The organism is Martinezella sp. CNPSo 3890 (assembly GCF_057784455.1).
On sequence record NZ_JBXSOR010000003.1, the window covers coordinates 147,594 to 164,531 of the forward strand.

General features: G+C 59.9%; 14 protein-coding genes. 8 read left to right on the forward strand and 6 right to left on the reverse strand.

Annotation, left to right across the window (positions count from 1 at the left end; all coding sequences use genetic code 11):
- The first annotated feature begins 271 nt into the window (after nucleotides 1–271).
- Together AC13RC_RS10610 and AC13RC_RS10615 are read left to right on the forward strand one after the other, a co-directional pair.
- On the forward strand, nucleotides 272–1,879 hold the full coding sequence (locus tag AC13RC_RS10610; RefSeq protein ID WP_488557111.1) for a fumarate hydratase: 1,608 nt from the start codon (nucleotides 272–274) through the stop codon (nucleotides 1,877–1,879).
- A 196-nt stretch (nucleotides 1,880–2,075) separates the two neighbouring features.
- Entirely contained in the window at nucleotides 2,076–3,143 is a 1,068-nt protein-coding gene (locus tag AC13RC_RS10615) for a GGDEF domain-containing protein (RefSeq protein WP_113333099.1), read from the forward strand.
- A 54-nt stretch (nucleotides 3,144–3,197) separates the two neighbouring features.
- Here the strand turns inward: AC13RC_RS10615 and AC13RC_RS10620 are convergent, their stop codons facing one another.
- Both AC13RC_RS10620 and AC13RC_RS10625 read right to left on the reverse strand, forming a co-directional pair.
- Nucleotides 3,198–3,806 (reverse strand): pyridoxamine 5'-phosphate oxidase family protein, encoded by a 609-nt coding sequence (locus AC13RC_RS10620; protein ID WP_488557112.1) that lies wholly within the window; start codon nucleotides 3,804–3,806, stop codon nucleotides 3,198–3,200.
- A gap of 56 nt (nucleotides 3,807–3,862) precedes the next feature.
- Nucleotides 3,863–4,828, reverse strand: a complete 966-nt coding sequence (locus AC13RC_RS10625; protein WP_488557113.1) for an alpha/beta hydrolase — start codon at nucleotides 4,826–4,828, stop codon at nucleotides 3,863–3,865.
- Between the two features lie 45 nt (nucleotides 4,829–4,873).
- Here AC13RC_RS10625 and AC13RC_RS10630 point away from each other — a divergent pair, with 45 nt between their 5' ends.
- Nucleotides 4,874–5,359 carry a MarR family winged helix-turn-helix transcriptional regulator gene (locus tag AC13RC_RS10630; protein WP_488557114.1) on the forward strand — a complete coding sequence of 162 codons (486 nt, stop codon included), beginning with the start codon at nucleotides 4,874–4,876 and terminating at the stop codon, nucleotides 5,357–5,359.
- Here the strand turns inward: AC13RC_RS10630 and AC13RC_RS10635 are convergent.
- Complete coding sequence (locus AC13RC_RS10635; RefSeq protein ID WP_183811045.1) at nucleotides 5,353–6,552, reverse strand: low temperature requirement protein A; 1,200 nt, start codon at nucleotides 6,550–6,552, stop codon at nucleotides 5,353–5,355. The genes AC13RC_RS10630 and AC13RC_RS10635 overlap by 7 nt on opposite strands.
- 32 nt (nucleotides 6,553–6,584) lie before the next feature.
- Nucleotides 6,585–6,959: a gamma-butyrobetaine hydroxylase family protein gene (locus AC13RC_RS10640; protein ID WP_145317140.1), complete on the reverse strand. Its 375-nt coding sequence runs from the start codon at nucleotides 6,957–6,959 to the stop codon at nucleotides 6,585–6,587.
- A 133-nt stretch (nucleotides 6,960–7,092) separates the two neighbouring features.
- Between AC13RC_RS10640 and moaA the strand changes: the two genes are divergently transcribed.
- Together moaA and AC13RC_RS10650 are read left to right on the forward strand one after the other, a co-directional pair.
- On the forward strand, nucleotides 7,093–8,142 hold the full coding sequence (moaA, locus tag AC13RC_RS10645) for a GTP 3',8-cyclase MoaA (RefSeq protein WP_488557115.1): 1,050 nt from the start codon (nucleotides 7,093–7,095) through the stop codon (nucleotides 8,140–8,142).
- Between the two features lie 20 nt (nucleotides 8,143–8,162).
- A complete protein-coding gene (locus AC13RC_RS10650; RefSeq protein ID WP_488557116.1) occupies nucleotides 8,163–8,915 on the forward strand; it encodes an MBL fold metallo-hydrolase in 753 nt (250 codons plus the stop codon).
- A gap of 102 nt (nucleotides 8,916–9,017) precedes the next feature.
- Here AC13RC_RS10650 and AC13RC_RS10655 read toward each other — a convergent pair whose 3' ends face one another.
- Nucleotides 9,018–11,567 (reverse strand): methyl-accepting chemotaxis protein, encoded by a 2,550-nt coding sequence (locus tag AC13RC_RS10655; RefSeq protein ID WP_488557117.1) that lies wholly within the window; start codon nucleotides 11,565–11,567, stop codon nucleotides 9,018–9,020.
- A gap of 334 nt (nucleotides 11,568–11,901) precedes the next feature.
- Here AC13RC_RS10655 and AC13RC_RS10660 point away from each other — a divergent pair, with 334 nt between their 5' ends.
- Genes AC13RC_RS10660 through mobB form a run of 3 tightly spaced genes read left to right on the forward strand, consistent with a single transcriptional unit; the run spans nucleotide 11,902 to nucleotide 14,001 of the window.
- Nucleotides 11,902–12,813 (forward strand): DMT family transporter, encoded by a 912-nt coding sequence (locus tag AC13RC_RS10660; protein WP_488557118.1) that lies wholly within the window; start codon nucleotides 11,902–11,904, stop codon nucleotides 12,811–12,813.
- A gap of 10 nt (nucleotides 12,814–12,823) precedes the next feature.
- Entirely contained in the window at nucleotides 12,824–13,474 is a 651-nt protein-coding gene (gene mobA / locus AC13RC_RS10665) for a molybdenum cofactor guanylyltransferase MobA (RefSeq protein ID WP_113333090.1), read from the forward strand.
- The gene (gene mobB, locus AC13RC_RS10670; protein WP_488557119.1) at nucleotides 13,471–14,001 is read left to right on the forward strand and encodes a molybdopterin-guanine dinucleotide biosynthesis protein B; all 531 of its coding nucleotides are present in this window, start codon (nucleotides 13,471–13,473) and stop codon (nucleotides 13,999–14,001) included. The genes mobA and mobB overlap by 4 nt, the downstream gene beginning before the upstream one ends.
- A 55-nt stretch (nucleotides 14,002–14,056) precedes the next feature.
- On the opposite strand, the gene AC13RC_RS10675 is transcribed toward mobB, so the two are convergent.
- A complete protein-coding gene (locus AC13RC_RS10675) occupies nucleotides 14,057–16,585 on the reverse strand; it encodes an OmpA family protein (RefSeq protein WP_488557120.1) in 2,529 nt (842 codons plus the stop codon).
- Nucleotides 16,586–16,938 lie beyond the last annotated feature (353 nt).

Sequence of the window (16,938 nt, forward strand, 5' to 3'; positions counted from 1 at the left end):
GGAGAGCGAGTTTATCGTGCAAGATCAGCAGCTTCAGTCGGTGCTGCAAATGCGGAACAAGTCCCTCTCCCCGCAAGCGGGAGAGGGTTAGGGTGAGGGGCCGGGCACAGGGCCTCAGCATCAAAAAAGACTCACCCCGTCCTGCGCATACCCGTCGACAATCTCCCATTTTGAAATGTCGACCGACAGCCAAACAATTGCTTTTGCCTCAAGCCGGATTTAGATCGTTTCCAAACATCTTCCCCGCCATCCGGCTTGAAAGGTTTCCCAAATGGCTGACGATCTCTTTCCTCTCGGCGATGACGCCACTCCCTATCGCAAGATTTCCAGCGATTACGTCTCCGTTGACACCTTCAAGGGCCAGGAAATCCTGACCGTCGAACCCGAGGGCATCCGCCTGCTCGCCGAGACGGCTTTCGCCGATATCAACCACCTGCTGCGCCCCGGCCACCTGAAACAGCTCACCTCAATCCTCGAAGATCCTGAAGCCACCGATAACGACCGCTTCGTCGCCTACGATCTGTTGAAGAATGCTAATATAGCCGCTGGCGGCGTGCTTCCGATGTGCCAGGACACCGGCACAGCCATCATCATGGCCAAGAAAGGCCGCCGCGTCTGGACCGAGGGCGGCGACAGCAGCGCGCTGGCAAAGGGCGTACTCGATGCCTATGAAAAGAAGAACCTGCGCTACTCGCAGCTCGCACCGATCAAGATGTTCGAGGAAAAGAACACCAAAAACAATCTGCCAGCGCAGATCGATATCTATGAGGAAGGCACCGACGCCTACGAATTCCTCTTCGTCGCCAAAGGCGGCGGCTCGGCAAACAAGACCTTCCTCTATCAGGGCACACCCTCCCTGCTGACCCACGATCGCATGCTGGACTTCCTGAAAGAGAAGATCCTGACGCTTGGTACGGCGGCCTGCCCACCCTATCATCTCGCCATCGTTATCGGCGGCACGTCTGCGGAGATGAACCTGAAGACGGTCAAGCTCGCCTCGACACGGTATCTCGACTGTCTTCCCACGGAAGGCTCCGAAAGCGGACACGCCTTCCGGGATATCGAAATGGAGAAGGAAATCCACAAGCTCACGCAGAGCCTCGGCGTCGGTGCCCAGTTCGGCGGCAAGTATTTCTGCCATGACGTCCGCGTCATCCGCCTGCCCCGCCACGGCGCATCGCTGCCGATCGGCCTCGGCGTCTCCTGCTCCGCCGACCGCCAGGCCAAAGGCAAGATTACGCGCGACGGCATCTTCATCGAGCAGCTCGAAACCGATCCGTCCAAGTACATGCCCGAGATCGATGAAGCCAAGCTCTCGGAGTCCATGGTCCGCATCGATCTCAACCGGCCTATGGCGGATATCCTGGCAGAACTATCCGCACATCCCGTCAAGACACGGCTGTCGCTCACCGGCACGATCATCGTGGCACGCGACCTGGCGCATGCCAAAATCCGCGAGCGCCTGGAAAAAGGCGAAGGCATGCCGGAATACCTGAAAAACCATCCGGTTTATTACGCCGGCCCGGCAAAGACACCGGCTGGCTATGCTTCCGGTTCCTTCGGCCCGACAACCGCGGGCCGCATGGACAGCTACGTCGACCAGTTCCAGTCCTTCGGCGGCTCCATGGTCATGCTCGCCAAGGGCAATCGTTCGCGCGCCGTGCGCGAAGCCTGCAAGACATACGGCGGCTTCTACTTGGGCTCCATCGGCGGTCCGGCAGCGCGCCTTGCTCAGGATTGCATCAAGAAGGTAGAGGTTCTCGAATATCCGGAACTCGGCATGGAAGCCGTCTGGAAGATCGAAGTAGAGGATTTTCCCGCCTTCATCGTCATTGACGACAAGGGCAACGATTTCTTCCAGGAACTCAATCTTGGATAGAAAAACCACTTGCGATCGAACATATCGAAAGGGGCGCATCAGCGCCCCTTCTGTAAAACCATCCTTCAATTGTAATTATTTCCGAATAAAACCGTAATCACAGAGGATTTTTCACAATCACGTCCTTAATATTTTCTCAAAGAATCTTTGCATAGATAAAGAAGGGATTTAACCAATACATGTTACGGAGCTCACGATGAGTACGGCGATTGCGCCCAAGGCGCAAATTCCCGACGTGGCAGGGCAGATTACATACGCCATGCGATCCATGGGGATCGCACCTATTCCGCGCAATTACGAACTTTTCTACGAAGCTTATATAGGCTCCAATCTCGCTCTCACCCGTGAACTGGCAGCCCTCGGCAAGAGCGCCACCCAGGAAGAGCTGGACGACATCGGAGCCAAATATTTTCCGCATCACGCGGGTCGTGTCTTCGACGATGCGCATACCCGTCTGACCACCGAACTCGATGCCGTCCTGCGCGCCCTGCGCCAGGAACAGACGACGCTCCAAAGCTACAATCGCCTGCTTGGCGAGACCTGTGAGAGCATAAGTTCGAGGAGCCACAACAGCGCCGAACTGCTGCGCGGCGCCATCGACATGCTCGCCGCAGCGACAGGCGACACCATGGCTCATGGTGAAAAGACGGTCGAGAACGTCGTCCAGCGGAGCCAGGAAATGGAGCTGGTTCGCAAGGAACTGGACGAATATAAGCGCATCGCCAATACCGACGCACTGACCCGGCTTTCCAATCGTCGCGCCTTCGAGGACCGGCTGGTCTCGATCTTCGACAATCAGCTGACCAGGCCGACGACCGCTCTGGTGCTTGCCGATATCGATCATTTCAAGCGGATCAACGACACTTTTGGCCATCCGGTCGGCGACAAGATTCTCGCCACCGTCGCCTCCATCATCCGCACCAATGTCCGGCGCGATGTTTTTGTCGCCCGCGTCGGCGGCGAGGAATTCGCTCTCATTCTGGAAGCCACCAGCATCGAAGACGTTACGACGGTCTGCGAACGGGTACGTCGCACCTTGGAAGCGACGCCGTTCAAGAATTCGCGCACCAGGGTCGATTATGGTCCGATCACCCTCTCCCTCGGCATCTGCATGGCTTCGGAAGCAGCCGATTCGGGAGAGCTGTATAACAAGGCCGATCTGGCGCTCTACTGCGCCAAGAATGCCGGCCGCAATTGCAGCAGCGTCTATCAGGACGGCATGCAGAAGGATTTCACCAAAAGTTGGCTCATCTACAAGAATTAGAAGCGAAGCCAACCAACCGCCGGCGCTGCTTTCCCAGGCATGCCGGCGGCTTGTTTACCAGAGTGTCTTGGCGGCCCGCGCCGGTGCCTCGCGGTCATAGGTTTCCTGGTCGAAATCGGCCTTTGCAGCCTTAAGCATCATGCCTGGGCTCGGCAGACTTGCCGGATCGGCGAACCGCTCCGCATTCCACAGCTCGGCCCGCATCACCGCTCGCGCGCACTGGAAATAGACTTCCTCAATCGTGATGACGACAACGCAGCGCGGATGCTTCCCATCCATCTCGAAACTGTCGAGCAATGCTGGCTCGATCGAGACGACAGCCCGACCATTGAGCCGCATCGTCGTATTCGATCCCGGGATCAGAAACATCAGCGCTATGCGCGGATCGCGCACGATATTCGCAAGAGAGTCGACGCGATTGTTGCCGCGCCAATCCGGCAGATGCAGGGTCTTCTCATCCTCCACACGAACGACTCCACCCAAGTCGCCGCGCGGTGAACAATCAAGCCCTTCAGGCCCGACCGTTGCCAGAGCCATGAAGGGCGACGCTTCGATCATCCGGCGATAAAGTGGTGTCAGGACGCTCGTTACCTTCGTGATCGACGCTTCACCGGCGTCGCCATAGAGCTGCTTCAGTTCCTCGACGGATGTGACGATGTGCATGCGGCCTCACGCTTCTCTGTGGCAATCCACTCAGATCCGAGGCGGCGCAGACATCGTTATGACGAGCGACGCAGCGGAGTTCGGTAGAACGATAGCACCGTCCCGTCATGATTTTCGAGCGGATTTTCCTCCTCGATATCTTCGGCAAGGAAGCTCTGGATGGCGTCAAGCACGGGTGCAGCACTCACAATGCGCCGGTGCCCGAAACCGTTGGCCCAGAAGATACGGACATGCGCGCCCTCAGCAGCATAGCCGTGCGCGTGATCGGCGCTCACTTCCTTGTCATCCTCGGCATGGATGACAAGAACTGGCCGGCTCGGATCGAGGCGGTCGCGCTTCTGGTCATAGGAAGCGAGCGTCCTGCCCGTTACCAGGCGAACCTCGTCTTCCAGGGCCGCCTGCGTCGCTGGTCCAAGTCGCATCAGGCGGCCGAAATCCTTAAACAGCCAGCCCATGGCGCTCGGCGCGCCGATCAACACCAGTTTGCCTGGCCGAATCGGTTCGATGCCAGGCAGAAAGCCTGCAGATGCCAGCGTCAGCGATGCGCCGCCGAAAGAATGTCCGATCGCGGCATCGAAGGCTCCGAAACGGGCCGACGCCGCGGCAATGGCGGAGACGGCCAAACGCACATTCAAGAACCGCCCGCCTGAGCGACCATGCCCGGGAAGATCGAGCGAGATCACCTCCGCTCCATCGTCGGCAAGGAATGCGGCCAGTTCAGACATGTATTCACTGCTGGAACCCCAGCCATGGACCACGAGATAGCGCTTGCGCGTTCCCTTGGCTCCGCCGTTGAAGCGGTAGGCCATGGCACGGCCGCCCGGAAGCGGCAGCATCACCTGCTCTGCTGCGAGAAGACGCTGCCTGCCTTCCATATGCGCCGCCTTGGCCTTCGAGCCGCGTGGGCGACGCGAAGGCGTCAGACAGAAAAGCCAGAAAGCCGCCTTGCCGGCGAGCCGCGGAGACAGCCTTTCGAGACCGGCGAGACTCGACCGGGTGACCTTGAGCGCAAAGGATGGCATAGTGGGAATCCGATAATGTTCAACTATGAACAATAAAGTACAACGATGAACAAAAATCAACCCCTTCCCTGGGACCATCCGCGTTTTCGAAGCTGGATCGCGGTGGCGCGCGCCTGCCAGCTGATGCAACAATCACTCGGACGGGCATTGGCGCATCTCGACATTAAGCCGCCGCACCTCGACATTCTCGTCAACCTGTTTCGCTTTGAAGGCATTTCCCAGCAGGAACTCGCCCGCAAGCTATTGGTCGGCCGCTCCAACATGAGCATGTTGCTGCCGCAGATGGAAAAGCGGGGGCTGATCGAACGGCGCGGCGACAAGCAGGACAAACGCGTGCTTCGCCTCTACCTGACGGAGGAAGGGCGCCGTGTAACCGAGGAAGCCATGATCGTCCAGACCGCGCTCATCGACCGGATGCTCTCGGATGCGCCGATCGAAGAGTGTGAAGCGATCACCGTGCACATGGAACGCGTCGTCAGTCTCCTGCTACAGGAAGAACGTGAACCGCTGGAGCTTGCTGGCGATCAATGATCGCCGGCTGAGCGCGCCGAAGGAACGACCCGGTTCAGCGAGGCGAATTCCCAGATCGCAACGACGACGAGTACGGCCGTGGCGAGGATGCCGAGCTGATAGACCACAACCATCGGCAAGGTAAGCAGCAACAGCGCCAGCCCGACAAGCCCCGCCATATGCGATAGCGGCGGCCGGCCGGTGGTTACCCCTTTGAACCAGAGATTTCCAAGGAGAAAGACCGCCGGTCCGCCGAGTAGCGCAGCTGCAGCGTGCATGTCGGCGGCATCATGTGGATGAGCAAAGAGAAATTCATCTCCAACGACGCTTAGGATAATGCCGGCGAGGATCGGAATATGCGCATAGGTAAACGCCTGCCGCGCGAGGCTGCCGGGCGTGTCGTCATGCTCGATGCGATGGGCCGCCCTTTCATGACCGAATTGAAAATAAATCCACCACAGAGCAACCGTGCCGACGAAAGCGGTAATGAATACTGCTACGATCAACGGCGTCACCGGCTGCTCTGCAAAGGTCTTGCCCGCCTGCAGAACGGCCTCGCCGAGACAAATGATGATGAACAGCGCACAACGCTCGGCCAGATGGGCGCCCGATACATCCCAGTCCGCCGTCGTCGATTTGCCGAGGCCGGGAACCCGGAAGCCGAGTGCCGGAGCCGAATATTCGATAACGAGTGCGATCAGCCAAAGCACGATACGAGCCTCGCCTTCCACCAGCGCCCCTGAAATCCAGAAAATGCCGGACAAGACAAGCCAGCAAGTGATCCGCAGGAAGTTGCGATGGTTAGCGGCGCTGACATTCTTCAGGGCATAGACTGTGAACAGCGAGCGCCCGACCTGCATAAAGACGTAGGCGCCGGCAAAGAAAATCGCCTTCTCGCCAAAAGCCTCGGGGATTGCAGCGGAGAGGATAAGTCCCGCAAACATCAGCGTAAACAGCATGATACGCACCGGCATGCGGTCGGGATCGAGCCAGTTCGTCACCCACGCCGTGAAAACCCAGACCCACCACACCGCAAAGATCAGCATGATGGCTTCGAGCGCCCCCAATGGGGTGAAATGCTCAGCCAGCGCATGCGCAAGCTGCGAGATCGAGAAAACGAAGACCAGATCGAAAAACAGCTCGACGAAGGAAACCTTGCTCTCGTTCTTGCTGCCCTTGGCGCGAAGCCAGTTTTCCCTACCCCCAAGGATCATGCTTACGCCCCCTGTCCGTTACTGGAGATTTTCTAGTGCGGCTTTCTGACCGGGTCGCGGCTGAGACCCTTTTCCTTCAGCTCAGCCTCGTAGGCCGCGAAAAGCTCCTGACCCTTTTCTCCGAGCTCGCGCAGATAGGCCCATGTGAAAATTCCCGTGTCGTGCATGTCGTCGAACCCGATGCGAACAGCATAGTTGCCGGTCCGCGTCATCGACATGATGCCGACATTACGTTTGCCCGGCACGGTAACCTTCTGTCCCGGTCCATGTCCCTGGACCTCCGCGGAGGGAGACAGCACCCGCAGCATCTCGGCCGGCAAGTCGAAGCTCGTGCCGTTATCGAACGTCACCATGAGGTGACGGCGATCCTTCGAAACCCGCAATTCGGTCGGCCAAACGTCACTCATCGATTTTCCCATGTCTTTCAGCGTCTTTCCGAGAATTATGCCGCCACAGCTCCACACGCAAGTATAATTGAAAGTCATTTTCCTTGACGCAACAATCGCCTATGCACACATTAGCAGTGTGATGGAGATTTGAGTGAATAGCATTGTCGGTACGATAGGCGGCGCCTCGCCGCTGGCAGCGGATAGAAGCCCGATGATTGACCCTTTCGGGCGCGCGGTCACCTATTTGCGCGTTTCCGTCACCGATCGCTGCGATTTCCGCTGCACCTACTGCATGGCCGAACACATGACCTTCCTGCCCAAGAAGGATCTGCTGACGCTGGAAGAACTCGACCGGCTCTGTTTCGCCTTCATCACCAAGGGCGTGCGCAAGATCAGGCTTACCGGCGGCGAACCTCTGGTGCGCAAGAATATCATGTTTCTGGTCCGCAAACTCGGCGAGAGCGTGAAAAATGGCGCACTCGACGAATTGACCCTGACGAGCAACGGTTCTCAGCTCGCCCGCCATGCCGAAGAACTTTACGATAGCGGCGTCCGGCGCATCAATGTGTCGCTCGATACTTTGGATCCTGATAAATTCCGTACGATCACCCGCTGGGGAGATTTCTCCAAGGTGATGGAAGGCATCGACGCGGCGCAGAAGGCCGGCCTGAAGATCAAGCTGAATGCCGTCGCGCTCAAAGGCTTCAACGATACCGAAATTCCCGACCTGCTGCGGTTCGCGCATGGTCGCGGCATGGACCTGACCGTCATCGAGACCATGCCCATGGGCGAGATCGACGAGGATCGCACCGATCAATATCTCCCTCTCTCCCAGTTGCGCGCCGATCTCGAGCATCAGTTCACGCTGACGGATATTCCCTACCAGACAGGCGGCCCTGCCCGCTATGTCGAAGTCACAGAGACCGGCGGCCGCCTCGGCTTCATCACGCCGATGACCCATAATTTCTGCGAGAGCTGCAATCGCGTGCGGCTCACCTGCACGGGCACGCTTTACATGTGCCTGGGGCAGAACGATGCGGCCGACCTGCGCACAGCGCTGCGCGCAAGCGAGGATGACGCCCTGCTCCACGCCGCAATCGATGAAGCCATTACCCGCAAGCCCAAAGGTCATGACTTCATCATCGACCGCACGCACAACCGCCCGGCGGTCGCGCGCCACATGAGCGTTACCGGCGGTTAAATTAAATCGAGACAATCTACATGCAGCTTGAGCTTATTCGCAACGCGACGCTGAAGATCAGCTATGGCGGCCATGTGCTGCTGATCGACCCTTACTTTGCACCGCGCCATAGTCTTCCGTCCTTCACTGGCCGCTCTCCCAATCCGATGACGGAACTGCCACGTTCGATCGACGATATTCTCCAGGGCGTCGAGCTGGTGATTGTATCGCATCTGCATACCGATCATTTCGATGCTGTGGCCAAGGAGCGCGTGCCGAAAACATTGCCGATCCTTTGCCAACCCGGTGACGAAGGACGTATCCGCGACGCCGGCTTCACAAATGTCACCCCGCTTGCGCAATCGATGACTTGGCAAGAGCTGACAATCACGCCGCGGCAGGGCAGCCACGGTGTCGGACCGGTAGTGGAAAAGATGGGCCCGGTCATCGGATTCACGCTGGAGGCCGATGGCGAACCCACCGTCTATTGGGCTGGCGATACCGTGCTTTACCCTCCAGTCGCCGAAACGATCCGTGAATTCTCGCCCGATATTATCGTCACCCATTCCTGCGGCGCCCGTTGGGACGGCGACCTGATCGTCATGGACGACAAACAGACGCTCGAAGTCAGCCGCCTCGCCCCGCAAGCGACTATCGTCGCAACCCATATGGAAGCACTCGATCACGCGACCGTCACACGCCAGGATCTTCGCCAAACCGCAGAGGCCAGCGGCCTCGATCCGTCGCGCCTGTTAATCCCCGCCGACGGTGAAACGCTGAATCTCGGCCGGTAATTCGTCCACGGCGCCGTGATCGCGACAGTAAACTTCAACCAAAATGCGCCGGACCATTAGCCGGCGTATCAATCGGTTATTAGTCTTATCTAAAGCACTGCTTTATGCGGCGCGATACCGCGCATCCGGAGTGCTGTAGCTCGCATATTCCACCTCGCCATCGCCGGTGCGGAAGCGGTCAATCTTTTCCGACAGCATGTCGACCCGTTGGCGAAGGCCGTGGATCTCCGCATTGTTCTCCTCGACCATGGCCGCGTTGCGCTGCGTGATCAGCTCGACTTCAGAGACGGCGCGGGTCACTTCCTCGATACCGGTCGACTGCTCGGTGGTGGCAGAGGAAATATCGGCAACCAGCCGCTGGACGCCGGTGACATGGTTGATGATCTCAGCCAGTGCCGCGCCGGTCTGCTCGACCAGATGTACGCCATTCTGCACTTGGGCAGAACTTGCCGAAATCAGGCCCTTGATCTCCTTCGCCGCATTGGCACAGCGCTGCGCCAGTTCGCGCACCTCCTGCGCGACGACGGCAAAGCCGCGGCCCGCTTCGCCGGCGCGGGCAGCCTCGACGCCGGCATTTAGCGCCAAGAGGTTGGTCTGGAAGGCGATCTCGTCGATGACGCCGATGATCGTGGCAATCTTCTCGGAGGAACGGTTGATCTCGCTCATGGCGCCCACAGCCTTGGCAACCACTTCGCCCGATTGCGTCGCATAAGCCTGCGTCTCGTTGACGGAGGTCGCCGTCTGCCGTGCACGATCAGCGGTCGAGCGCACGACGTCGCTGAGGCGATGCAGCGCCCGCGAGCTTTCCTCAAGAGCGGCCGCCTGCTGTTCGGTGCGCCGCGCCAGATCGTCAGCCGACATGGCAAGGTTGCCGGTGCCGCCCTTGATTTCCTCGGCCGTATAGCGAACGTCCGTCAGGGTTTCGCGCAGAGCTTCGACCGCATGATTGTAGGTGAAGGCCATTTCCACGAAATCGGCGGAAAGATCCTCACGCATGCCCTCCTCCAGATTGCCGTCGGCAAGCTTGGCGAGAACATCGGCCAGCGCATTGAGCGCCTGCTTCTGCTCGGCTTCGATGCGAGCGCGCTCGGCGGCGCGGCGGGCAGCCTCTTCGGCGGAGAGCGCACGGGCGCTTTCAGCCTCCCGCTCCAGCCGGACATTTTCGAGCGCGGCATCGCGGAAGACGCTGACGGAGCGCACCATGTCGCCGATCTCGTCTCCGCGATTGCGGCCGTCGATCGCGACTTCCAAGTCGCCGCTGGCAAGGCGCGTCATGACATCGGTGACACGCTTCAGCGGACCGCGCAGGGTTTCCACCAGCATGAGGCCGCCGATGATGGCAAGCAGCGTGCCGACGATCATGGCGATGACCGAGACATTGGCCGAGCGCTCGCTGTCTTCCTTGCCGAGTTCCTGCGCCTGGGCGACAAAGCCACGCAGCGAGGTCATCGCATCGGCCAGTAGGGTATTGGACTGAACGCGCGTCGTCTTCCAGTCGGCGGCCGTCTGAAGCAGATCGGCCGATCCACTGGTCAGGCCGTCGATCAGCGGCTTCATGTGAGCGGAAAAATCACGCATGGTGGCGTTGGTCTGGCCAAGTTCCGAGATCCTGGCAGCAACGCTCTGCAGATCCTTGAGGTCCGTAAGCACTGGCTCGCGCGATGCAGCATCGCGGACATTTTCCATACGCGAGGCATGCAGGGTCAGGCGATCGACGAGACCGAGTGCCTGATCCACGTGATCCAGAAGCTCTTTCTGGCCATCGATGATCTTGTCGAGGCTGACGAAACGATCGGCGGCGGTATCGCTGTTCTTGGCCGATTGCAGCGTCATCTCGCCTTCGATCTTCACGAAGCTCTGCAGGATCGGCCCCATGGCCTCGACCTTCTGATCGGGCGTGCCGGAACCCTTCAGTACCGCGTCGAGCTTGTCGGCAGCATCGGAGGCATTCGCGACCAGGCCCGCACCGCGCTTTGAAACCAGCGCCTTTGAAACCGTCACCTGCTTCAAGATGGCATCGGCGTAGGTGCGTGCATCGGAAATTTCTTCCGTGGAGTCGGCTGCCATTTGGACTTGAATGCGCAGATTGCTCATCTTCTCCGAAAGGCCCTTATAGGCCGCAGCATCGTAAAGCAGTTCCTTGGCAAAGGTCTCCTTGTCGCTGAAATCCTTGCGGATGATGTCGATTTGCTTGCCGGCCGCCTTGGCGGTCGCCTCGACATTTTGCACCGCCTTCCGGATGGCTTCGACGTCGCTGTCCTGCTTCTGTTTGATAGACCAGAGCGTGGCTTCCTGCGTGCGCATCTTGGCGGCGAGCTCGGTGACCGGAACGATTTTGGCGCGCTGATCGTCGCTGAGCAGCCCGCTCAATCGACGGACACCCTGTTCCTGCGCATCGATCTTGTCGGCCAGTGCCTGGCGCGTCTCTTCCGAAGGCGATCCGGTGAATTCCTGCAGGGCGGCCTGCAGGTTCTCGAAATCGCTGATATTTTCGATCGTGGCGCGCGTCACGGTCATGTGACCATTCAGAATATTGGCGGTGTGATAACCGACGAGGCCGACACCGGCGATGAGAACCACCAGCGGCACCACGAAAATTAGAACCTTGGTGACAATCCTGCGACCTTGCAAAAGACGATCAATGAAAAACATGCGGCGCCTCAACTGGATTATTAAAAATCTCCAGCGGAGGCGGGATCGTCATTCCTGCTGCGCTGCGGTAGGTGCTTCTGCCTCATGCAAAACCGCTGTGAGCCTCGGGAAATAAGATTGAATAAGGATTAATCGCCTGCCCGAAACTCTTCGCATTGGCAAAAAAATTACAACCGCCGTATCATTTCGCGACCATTACGCGAAAAACCAACCTTTCTTTCGCAGCAATTTCGCCGCACTGCACAATCGAATTCAACTGCACCCAAAGCACAGCCGATTCCAATTTGCCGAAAACGGCGCTAATCCAGATGGGTATATCGGGGACTCATCTCTTATGCGACTGACCAAGAATACGCAGGGTGCGCTCTTCATGGCGGCTGCCATGGCCGGCTTCTCCTGCAGCGATGCTTTGTCCAAGACGGTCATAGCAACGATGAATGCAGGCGAAATCATCTTCATCCGCGGCCTGTTCACGAGTTTTTTCGTCTATCTGCTCGCCCGCAGAATGGGCGCCCTGCGCAATTGGCGCGTCATCCTGCAGCCGATGATTGCGCTGCGCATCGCCTGCGAAGCTCTAGCGGCAGCAACCTACATCACCGCTCTTGGAATGATGCCGATCGCCAATGCCTCCGCTATCCAGCAGGCCGTCCCGCTTGCCGTGACGCTCGGCGCGATGATTTTCCTGAAGGAGCCTGTGGGATGGAGGCGATGGACGGCCATTGCCGTCGGCTTCGTCGGCGTGCTGATCATCATCAGGCCCGGCCGAGACGGGTTCACAACAGCAGCCCTCCTTGCCATCGCCTGCATGTTTGCGACCGCCGCCCGCGATCTGGCAACACGCTGCATCGACAAGTCCGTGCCGTCGCTAATGGTCACGCTCTGCACTGCAATTTCCATATCGATCTTCGGAGCATTGTGCATCGTCCCCTTCGGCGGCTGGCAGCCAGTGAGCACGACATCGCTCCTGCAGATCCTGCTGGCCTCCGTGCTGGTGCTGATCGGCTACCAGAGCGTCATCTTGGCCATGCGCACGGGCGAAATCTCTTTCGTCGCGCCCTTCCGCTATCTCAGTCTCATCTGGTCGGCCCTGCTCGGCTTGATCGCCTTTGGCGAGGTGCCGGACGGATGGTCTGTTTTCGGCGCTGCCGTTGTCATCGCCTCCGGCATCTATACTTTCTATCGCGAAAGCAAACGGCGGGCGGCCGAGGCCGTCGCGCAAGAATCAGAACCCCGCGTTCCCGCCTGAGGTCGCAACCATGTCCGATTTCATCGCCAATCCCGAAGATATTCCCGTCGTTCTGCTTGCGGGCGGCCGTTCCAGTCGCATGGGCGCAAACAAGGCCTTCGCACCGCTCGCCGGCGAAAGCCTGCTCGCCCGCATCGTCTCCAAGATTGAGCAACGGCAAAGCAAGCCAATCGCACTGAATGCGGATGCCGATTGGCCAGACGCTATGGGGATGCTGCTCATACCGGACACAATTCCCGGTAAATTGGGGCCGCTCACAGGTGTGCTCGCTGCGTTGCAGGACGCGCGGTCGCGTTACTCTGAAGTCTCGCATATCGCCACTCTCCCCATAGACAGCCCCTTTTTTCCAGCCGATCTTATCGCCCGCCTCGCCGAGGTCATTCACGGCCCTGACGAGATTGCCATTGCCGCATCTCTTGGTCAGGATCATCCTGTTTTCGGTCTCTGGCCCGTCTCCGCAGCCGACGATCTGGAGCGATGGATCGCCACGGACGCAAAGCGGCGCGTGAGAGATTTCCTCGCCCGGCATAAAGTGCGGCGGGTGGAGTTTCCCGCTATCCAAACGGCAATCGGGCCTCTCGACCCCTTCTTCAACATCAATACACCAGCCGATCTCGCCGAAGCGGAGGCATGGCTGGCAGCTTTGGAACGCACGTCATGACGAAATCTCGGCCCAAAATCTTCGGCATCGCCGGCTGGAAGAATTCCGGCAAGACGGGGCTTGCCGTACGGCTGGTCACCGAGTTCACCCGGCGTGGCTATCACATCTCGACCATCAAGCATGCGCATCATGATTTCGATATCGACAAGGTCGGCGCCGACAGCTTTCGTCATCGCGAGGCGGGCGCGCATGAAGTCACCATCGTTTCAGGCACGCGCTATGCCATCATGCACGAATTGCGCGGCGCGCCCGAACCGACCTTCGAAGAAATACTGGCGCGTCTCGCCCCTTGCGACCTCGTTTTGATCGAAGGTTACAAGCGCGAACCGATTCCGAAGATCGAGGCGCGCCGGCTGGAAGCGGCAAAGCGCGAACCGCTCGCCCCGCAAGACCCTCACATCGTGGCCATCGCCGCGGACCACCCGGTTGAAGACGCCGGTTCGCTCGTCGTTTTCGACCTCGACGACACGATCGCAATCGCCGATTTCATCGCTGCAAAAGTGGGCCTCGGCAACCAGCCGAAATGAGAAAGGCCGCCGGTTTCCCGGCGGCCCTGCCATCTATCAGGCTGTAAGCTGATCCTTACCGGTTCGATGCGACCGGACGCACCAGCGGCGTAATGCGGCGGATGGTGACGCGGCGGTTTTCCTGCGACGGACCGAGCGTATTCACCTTGAGATACTGCTCGCCATAGCCCTGAGTAACCAGGTTTTCGGCAGGAATGCCGTAGACATCCGTCAGTACGTTGGCAACCGATTCCGCACGTTGGTCCGACAGGATCAGATTGCTCTGGGCCGAACCCACCGCATCCGTATGGCCCTCGATCAGGAAGGTTTCTGTCGGATCGCGCTTGATGATCTTCAACATGCCATCGGCGACACCGCGAAGGGTGCTCGCCTGCGACATCGGAATCTCGGCGCTGCCCGTTGCGAAGGTGATCGTGTCGAGGTCGATGCGGCGGATCTTGTCTCGGATACGAGCCGAATAGCGGACTTCATTGACCGAATAGATGCGCTCGACCGGCTCGACCGGAGGCTCACGCAGGAAGTCGTAATAGTCGGCGTTGCGGTTCGATGCCGTGTCGATGATGTACTGGCTCAGCGGAATGAGCAGTCGCATCGGCGGCAGGCTGTCGCCCGGATCGCGGAAGTAGTCGTCATTGTCTGGACGATCTTCCAGTTCCGGCGAATAGAACAGCACATATTCACGGCCGCTGGCGTCGATGCGCGAGCGCTGGATGATGTCGCCATACCGGTTGCGGATCGTCACGACGCGATCACCATCGGGCTGATCGATCGTTTCGCGATAGCGGTCGCGCGGCAATTGTTCGTAGACCGGCCGCTCGCCGCCTCGGATGAAGCGCTCGCTGTCGTCGTGACGAACGACATAGGTGTTGTCGACATTCACGATGGTCCGGTTGTCCTGATTGATGATGGTCTGGACCGTCGTTCCCTGCGGTGGGGCAAAGTCCGGCCGGCGATCGATGCGGCGGCCCTGCTCGCTGGTCACGGCTTCCATCTTGACCGGCGGTTGCGGCTGGGCGCCGGCTGCCGCGCGCTGCGCCTCGGCATCGGAGGTCGGCGGCTTGGTGTAGGCCGGTGGTGGCTGCTGGGTCGGAGCATTCTGAGCCTGTCCGCTCTGCTGAGCCTGACCCGCCTGTCCACCACCACCCTGGGCGCCCGGAGCAGCGGGGTTCTGTCCGTTGTTCCGATGCTCGCCTCGACGAACCGCATCCTTCTGGCTGTCCAGAACCGCGCTTCCGTTTTCGACCGGCAGGATGACGGGACCATTGGCAGAGGCTGGGTTTTCCGCGATCTTCTTGCGGCGCTCCAGTTCCTGCGGCGAGACCTGCTCGGCCGGAGGCACCTGGATTTCGCCAGCTTGCTGGCCATTGCCGTTTGCGGCGGGAGCCGTTGCACTACCTTGGGCCGGCGTCGCGGCGCCATTGGCGGGCTGCTGCCTGCCGGGCTGCGGCGTCGCCGGGTTGCCAGCCTGAGCGGGTTGTCCTTGCGGCGTGCCCTGCTGGGCCGGCTGCTGCGGATTGGCTGCGGGCTGCTCGCCCTGCTGGTTCTGCGGCTGCTTGCCGTGAGTTTTATCGCTACCCTGCTTCTGGCCCTGCTGGGCGCCAGGTGTCGCTTGTGTCCCGGGCTGGGCCTCAGGTTGCGCCTGCGTCTGGGGCTGAGCCTGCGTTCCCGGCTGTGCCTTATGTCCCTGGGTAGGCTCGCCGGCCGGTGCCGGCTGCTGCTCGGCAGGCTGCTTTGCCGGAGCCTCGGTCTGACCTTGCGGCTTGGGATGGGCGTTCTGTTCGGGCTGCGCCCGCTTTCCAGGCTGAGCCTCCTGATTCGGCTGTTCGCTGGCGGCGGGAGCCTGCTTCTCGGTCGGAGCCGGCTGCTGTGCCTTCGCACCAGGCTTGGCCTTCGGCGGCTGGGCTTCCGGCTGCGCTTCCGTAGCAGGCTGCTGCTCTACCTTCGGCTGCGGCGCTTCGGCCGGCTGCTGCTTTTGCGGCTTCGGTTGCTCTTGCTCCGCAGGCTGTTTTGCTTCCGGCTGCTTGGCCTTCTGCTTCGGCTGCGGGGCTTGTGGCTCTGCCTCGGGAGCGACAGCCTTGGGCTGCGGTTTGGCTTCGGGCTGTGCCTGAGGCTGCTCTTCAGCCGGTTGCTGGCGCTGCTTTTTCGGTTCGGGCGGGGCTTCCGCGGCCGGTTGCTGCTTCTGCGGCTTCGGCTGCTCCTGTTCAGCAGGCTGCTGATGTTCGGCCTTCGGTGGCTGGGCTTCCGGCTGCTGCTGCTTCGGCGCCTTCTGTTGCGGCTCACCCTCGGGCTCAGCCTGCTTCATCTGGTGCTGCTGTTCGCCGCCACCCTGATGTTTCTGCCCCTCTCCGCCTTCGGCAGGCTTCTTGTGCTTGAGCTGCTCCTCATCGGGCTGAGCTGCCGGCGCTTCCTGCTGCGCCACCTCGAAACTGGTGTCGAGGGCCATCGCGGCCACATCACCGATGCCATTGTTCAGCGGTGCTATGGGCTGTTCACGAAGTGCCGCCGCTGCTGCCGGCTCGAAGGCGAGCGATAGCGAAAGCAGCGGAAACGCGGCGCTGGCAAATAGTCTGGATCGCTTTCCCATAGGGGTCTCCTCTTATGATCTTTGTCCGCCGAATTGCGAATCTCAGCGGCAAGGCGATTGCCTCAAGATCCCGGCCAATTTTCGGTTCTCGTGAGGCTGAATCGCGGCAAGCCGCTATATGTTCCCCGCACTATTAGGTTGCCGCAATTAACCCTGGCTGAACGCAGCGGATGGGTTTCGTTCAGATTTCCCTGTGACGGGCTTGCATTGCGGCGGCATTGCGCAAAGGCAGGTTGCCTTCGTAATTCCAGTTGCATTTTCCAGAAAAAAAGTACGAATATCGCCGCAAGGCGGGCCACCGGTCCGCTCCACTCGAGCCGTCTGCCAAAAACAATAATGGGCTGCCGGCCACC